General features: G+C 43.4%; 4 protein-coding genes. All 4 read left to right on the top strand.

Features of this window, described 5'->3' with window-relative positions; all coding sequences use genetic code 11:
• The first annotated feature begins 337 nt into the window (after positions 1 to 337).
• On the top strand, positions 338 to 3,781 hold the full coding sequence (locus ACINWC323_RS13990) for a YadA-like family protein (protein WP_009509746.1): 3,444 nt from the start codon (positions 338 to 340) through the stop codon (positions 3,779 to 3,781).
• Positions 3,782 to 3,851: 70 nt separating this feature from the next.
• Positions 3,852 to 4,652 (top strand): trimeric autotransporter adhesin/peptidogylcan-associated protein TpgA, encoded by an 801-nt coding sequence (gene tpgA, locus ACINWC323_RS13995; RefSeq protein WP_009509759.1) that lies wholly within the window; start codon positions 3,852 to 3,854, stop codon positions 4,650 to 4,652.
• Positions 4,653 to 4,941: 289 nt separating this feature from the next.
• On the top strand, positions 4,942 to 5,667 hold the full coding sequence (locus ACINWC323_RS14000; protein ID WP_009509794.1) for a helix-turn-helix domain-containing protein: 726 nt from the start codon (positions 4,942 to 4,944) through the stop codon (positions 5,665 to 5,667).
• 20 nt (positions 5,668 to 5,687) lie between these two features.
• Positions 5,688 to 6,572: a LysR family transcriptional regulator gene (locus ACINWC323_RS14005; protein ID WP_009509761.1), complete on the top strand. Its 885-nt coding sequence runs from the start codon at positions 5,688 to 5,690 to the stop codon at positions 6,570 to 6,572.
• Positions 6,573 to 6,602 lie beyond the last annotated feature (30 nt).

The following is a 6,602-nucleotide window of genomic DNA, read 5'->3' as shown; positions in this document are numbered from 1 at the left end:
TATCGGCACGGCAGACGGCGAAGAAAACCTACAAGTCGCGAAAGAAGGCAATGACATCAAGTACAGCCTGAACCGTGACCTGAAAGTGGATAGCGTCACTGCGGGTGATACCGTGATCAACAATGACGGATGACCATTACCGGTGGGCCAAGCGTGACCAAGTCGGTATAGATGCTGCGGGCACGACCATCAGCAATGTAGGACCGGGTGTTGCAGGGACTGATGCGTTAACGTAGATCAACTCAACCAAGCTAGCCAAGACTTAACCGACAAGGGCTTTGGCATTACTGCACAAGACGGTACTACTGTTCAGAAGAAACTGGGCGAAGCTGTTGATGTGGTGGGTGCGGATGAAAATATCACGACCAAAGTTCAAGACGGCAAAGTCGCAATTGAACTGGCCAAAGACCTAAACGTGAATAGTGTCACTGCAGGCGATACCCTGATGAACACCGATGGTGTGACCATTGCCGGTGGACCAAGTGTGACCAAGTCAGGTATTGATGCAGCAGGTAATAAAGTTACCAACGTTGCCGATGGCGATATCAATCCAGATTCGAAAGATGCGATCAACGGAAGCCAGTTGGCAAATAATGCACAAAGCGTGGCAGATGCGCTAGGTGGGGGTTCCACTGTAAATCCGGACGGCACTGTTTCCAGTCCGACCTATAACATCAATGGTACAGATACCGGCAATGTTGGAGATGCGCTGGCAGAACTGGACAAAGGCTGGACCTTGCAATCTAACGGTGCTAACAGTGGTGCAGTCAAAGCAGGTGATACGGTAGATATCGGCACGGCAGATGGAGAAGAAAATCTGCAGGTGACCAAAGAAGGTAATGACATCAAGTACAGCCTGAACCGTAACCTGAACATAGATAGCATCACTGCGGGTGATACCGTGATCAACAACGACGGTATGAGCATTACTGGTGGCCCAAGTATAACTAAATCCGGTATTGATGCCGGTAATAAAAAAGTGACAGGTGTTGATGCTGGAACTATTAGTGCGGATTCAACCGATGCGGTTAATGGTAGTCAAATCAATGCACAAGGCGAAGGAGTGAAGAATATCATTGGCGGCAATACCGCTTATGATGCTAACACAGGAACCTATACTAACCCTGACTTCGGTGGTACCGGCCAAGACAACATTAATGACGCAATTGCTGTTGTCGGTCAAGCTGCTACAGCTGCTAAAACCGAAGTTGAAGCTGGCAAGAACATGACAGTTGATAGTAAAACCGATGCCGATGGGCATACGATCTATACCGTGGCGACGGCTGATGATGTTGAGTTCAACTCGGTCAAAGTCGGTGACGTGAACATTGATGGTGCAACAGGCAAGATCAGTGGTGTAACCGATGGTACGGTTGCAGCAGGTTCTACAGATGCGATCAATGGTAGTCAGTTACACAATACAGCACAAAGCACAGCGGATGCCTTGGGTGGTGGTTCAACCGTTAATCCGGATGGCACAGTCTCTGCACCAAACTACACGGTGAACGGTAACAACGTCAATAATGTCGGAGATGCCATTACTGAACTGGACAAAGGCTGGACCTTGCAAAGTAATGCTGCTAACAGTGGCGCAGTCAAAGCAGGTGATACGGTAGATATCGGCACGGCAGACGGCGAAGAAAACCTACAAGTCGCGAAAGAGGGCAATGACATCAAGTACAGCCTGAACCGTGACCTGAACGTGGATAGCGTGACTGCAGGTGATACCGTAATCAACAACGACGGTATGAGCATTGCTGGCGGCCCAAGTATAACTAAATCCGGTATTGATGCAGCGGGCAGTAAAATCACCGGTGTTGCAGCAGGAGCAGTTCGCCCGGATTCAACAGAAGCAATAAATGGTAGCCAGTTAAATGCCCAAGGCGAAGGTGTGAAGAACATTATTGGTGGTAATACCCAATACGATCCAAACACAGGCAAATATACCAATCCTGATATTGGCGGTACAGGTAAAGACAACATCAATGATGCGATTGGTGCGGTAGGTGCTGCTGCCAAAGCAGCGAAAACTACGGTCACTGAAGGCGACAACATGGTGGTGACAGAAAGCAAGAATGCCGATGGCAGTACCAACTATGAAGTCGCAACCGCGAAAGACGTAAAATTCGATAGTGTGACCTCGACCGATGAAGAAGGCAACGAAACCGTTCTGACAGCGCAAGGCACTCAGGTTAAAGACGGTGAAGGTAACGAAGCCGAATATGGTGCCAAAGGGGTAACGTTGAAAGACCAGGATGGTAACGGTACTGTGTTGAACTCAACTGGTCTGGGCTTTGTTGATCCAATGGGCAATAACATTGGACCAAGCATTACATCCAAGGGCATTGATGCAGGCAATACCGTGATTACAGGTGTTGCGGCAGGTCGAGTTGCAGCAGATTCACAAGATGCGATCAACGGCAGCCAGTTAAAAGGTGTGTCAGATAGCGTGGCAAAATCGATTGGTGGCAATACTACAGTCAATCCGGACGGTACCATTAACACCAGCAACATCGGTGGAACAGGTAAGGACAATATCAATGATGCGATTGGTGCAGTTGGTGATGCAGCCAAGGCCGCAAAATCGACAGTGAGTGATGGCAAAAACATTGTTGTAAAAGAAAGCAAAAATGCGGATGGCAGCACAGACTACGAAGTATCGACCTCATCAGACCTGGATGTTGATAGTGTCACTGCGGGCGGTACCCGTGTGGATGGCGATGGTTTACATATTGATGGTGGGCCAAGCGTCACCCAAGATGGTATTGATGCCGGTGACAAGAAGGTCACGGGAGTCGCAGACGGAACTGTGGCCAAAGACTCGAAAGATGCGGTCAATGGCGGACAGTTAAAGGGTGTTTCAGACAGTGTTGCAGGTGCAATCGGAGGTAATACCACGGTGAATCCGGACGGTACGATTAAGACCAGCAATATTGGTGGAACTGGCAAAAATAATGTCAATGATGCGATTGAGTCTGTGAAGAATGATGCGAAGGCTGCAAAAACTTCGGTAAGCAATACAGACAATAATCTTACAATCAATAAAACCACTAAAACAGATGGTAGTACCGACTATGAAGTGGGTCTGGCAGACAAGATCAAGGTCAAACAGGTTGATGCGGATCAGGTCAATGTTGCAGGTGATCAGGGCAAGACCAGTATCAGTGGTGGCGGAATCAGTATCACTGGTCCGAAAGGCGAGCAGGGACCAAGCATGACCACAAGCGGTATTAATGCCGGTGGCAAGAAAGTCACCGGGGTTGCCGACGGTGCGATTGCCAAGGATTCGCAAGATGCGGTTAACGGTAGCCAGTTACACCAGTCTTATCAGGATGTGGGGGCCGCGCTCGGTGGCGGTGCAGGCTATGATCCGGCGAAAGGCTGGACTGGGCCAAGTTATGAGGTAGGAGGAGCTAAACATGACAATGTCGGTGACGCATTAGGGGCGCTGGATAATGCCGATAAAGCATTGGGTGACCGGATTACTAACCTTGGCGATCAGATGCAACAGGCTTTCTATGACACCAACCAACGTATTGATGATGTTAAAAAACACGCCAATGCCGGTGTTGCCGCTGCGATGGCGCTTGAAACCGCGCCTTATATTTCGGGCAAATATACCTATGCTGTCGGGGCCGCTTATCACGGGGGCGAAAATGCAGTCGGTGTCACCCTGCGTAAAACTGCTGACAATGGACGCTGGTCACTGACTACGGGCGTGGCGGCTGCCTCTCAGGGTGACCCAAGCTTCCGTGTTGGTCTAAGTGGCGTATTTGATTAAACATCCATTCTAGAGCAAGGAGAACCGCAAAAGGTTCTCCTAACTACAACAATAATCAAGAGAGGCATTTATGAAAAAATTACAATCTTTGGTATTGACCATGTTTGCAAGTATGGCATTTACCAGTCAGGCTGAAACTCAAAATGAAGTACAGTTAACGCAAACTCAGGGAGTCACTTTTCCGGAGGTGAGCAAAAGCTATCTCAAGCTGGTCAAGCGTTATGAATATAACGATGTTGCCCGTCTGGATAAGGGTATGAACAAAGATCAGTTCCGTCATATTTTGGGCAATCCGCATTTTAGTGAAGGTGTGTTTGCGGTAAAGACCTGGAATTATGTGCTTGATATTCGCGTTCCGAATACTCAGGATTATAAACGTTGTCAGTTACGGATTGATTTTGACAAGCATTATATTGCCAACCGCTTATCGTGGAAAGGAGAGGAGTGTCAAGGATTGATGGCTTGGGGTGCCAATAATGTCGTACCAGCAACCTTGCCTGCGCCATTACCCCGCACAACGCCACAATCTGGAGTAGTATTCTTTGCATTTGACCGTTCGGATATCAACTCGATTGAACCAGGTTCAGCTAATATCGAACTTTTGGCAGAAGAAATTCGGAAAACTGACAGTCCGGTAAGGGTATCAGGCTATACTGACCGATTAGGTTCTTTCTTTTATAATCAGGCACTTTCTTCCAAGCGGGCCAATACTGTAGCGAAACTCTTGGTCCAGCAAGGTATTGATCCTTCCCGGATTCATGTACAGGCGAATAGTGAGACAGAGAGTTATCAACACTGTTCAGGACAAGCAAGAAACACTCAGTTACTTGAATGTATGGCACCGAATCGTCGTGTCAATATTCAGTGGTAACCTAATTTAGATAATATTAGACAGGTAGGACGTTTATACCTGTCTTTTTTATCCGACTTTTATTTTGTGATCGTAGTTTGAATATATTTGATTTTTTGCTTATGCCTTGTATATTGTAGTTAAAGGTTAAAAATAATGCACAAATGTAATCAAAAAACCACATAATAAAACAAGAAACACAACTTTAAATTAAATTTTCCCAAAATGATGAGTTTCATGTTCTAAAGTGTTGAGAATCTGAGATTGGTTTTTGTTAGGGTATAAAGAAATCATCGCTGAGATAGATAATATGTTTCATACTTTTTTATATTGTGGAAAAAATATAAAGCTGCATATTATTGAGATTGGCAATAAAGATTTACAACAAGCTGTCATATTTTTTTTATTGGATATTGAAAAGTTTTTTTCTATTATGGATGATCTGTCATTACAGTTTTATAGAGTTATTTTGATTTATAAAGTAACTACTTTGAAACAGGGTTTCTTTGAGAAAGATTTTTTAAATAGTATCGAAAAGCTAATTGAGGGCCTTGAAGTAGATGGTATACATTGTATATTTGAATCTAATTTAGAAAATATTTATAAAGATTGTCTATATTTAAGTCAGCTTTTTAATTCAGTCACTGTTTGTAAAGATTTTAATAAAATCTGTATGGAAGCTTTTTTTGCTGTTAATCCTGCAGGAAATAAAAAAAGTATAGATTTTATTGAAAAAGTTAGCGCCCAGATCAATAATATTTTATCCGAAGGAGAGCCCTATTTATTGAAAGTTGCAAAGAAAATGAAATTGACTCCTCGAGTTTTATCAAAAAAAATAAAAAACGAAGGAGAAGAGTTTAAGCTGTTGGTAAAACAGAAAAGACATGAGAAAGCATTGCTTTTATTACAAGATAAAAATGTAAGCTTATCAGATATCGCTTACACGTTGGGGTATACGGAACATAGTGCGTTTACACGTGCATTTAAAGGTTGGACTGGATGTTCGCCTTGTCAGTTCAGAAAATATTTTAAATAACCCAATGTGAGGCAGATAATTTGGATATCCGGGATTTAAAAACCTTTATATACGTTGTTGATAATCAGTCTATTACGGTCGCATCTGAAAAGTTAGGTGTGAATCAGTCAACTGTGACAAAACGTATTTATAACATGGAAGAAATGCTTAAAGGTGTATTGTTTAATCGAAAAACCAGACCATTACAACTGACGAGTTTAGGTGAAAAAGTTTATTTTAAGGGCTGTTTTATTTTAAAACAACTTGAATCTTTGGAAAACTTTCATCAGCAACCAGATGTCGTCGAAACCAAAAAAATAAGAATAGGCATTCCACAAACGCTTGTAGATGACTTGCTGGACTATATTTTGTATGAGAGCAAGAAAACGGAACTGCTTTATGAAGTAGATATATCGAGTGGGTGGGGGCGTAGTCTCATCCAGCAAATTCAGGACGAAGAAATTGATCTTGCTACTTTTATGATCCCTTCCAATATCAGTATTCCTGCTGATTTGCTTTTCTCCAAAATTGGAACGCTTGAATTTGTGGTAGTCTGTAAAAAGGGAGAGGCCTATAAATATACTAATTTTGAAAAGTGCAGTAAAAAAGGTTGGATACTGCATCCGGAAGGGTGCTGTTTTAGGGAAAGTCTGGCTAGCCTGTTATATGAACGGAATCTTGGCTTTTATATTAATAGAGAAATTTTTGGGCTTGATCTGCAATTGCAGAGCATCTTGAAAGGTGAAGGTCTAGGTATTTTCCCGAAACCTTTTTTTGATAAGTTTAGTTTAAAGAATAACAGGCTAGAACGTGTTAAATTAGAAGATTTCCCGCTTTATTTAAATGTTGGAGTGGTCAAGTCGCCAAGCTTGGGGAATGAGGAAGCCCGTGTATTTTTTGACATTGTGAAAAAACATTATTTTTAGTTTAAGTTTAAACAGTCTAATGAGAACAAG

Origin of the sequence: Acinetobacter sp. WC-323, from assembly GCF_000314615.1 — a bacterium.
Lineage (GTDB): Bacteria > Pseudomonadota > Gammaproteobacteria > Pseudomonadales > Moraxellaceae > Acinetobacter > Acinetobacter courvalinii.
Note: the sequence above shows the minus strand (reverse complement) of the source record. Positions and strands in the feature narration are given on the sequence as shown.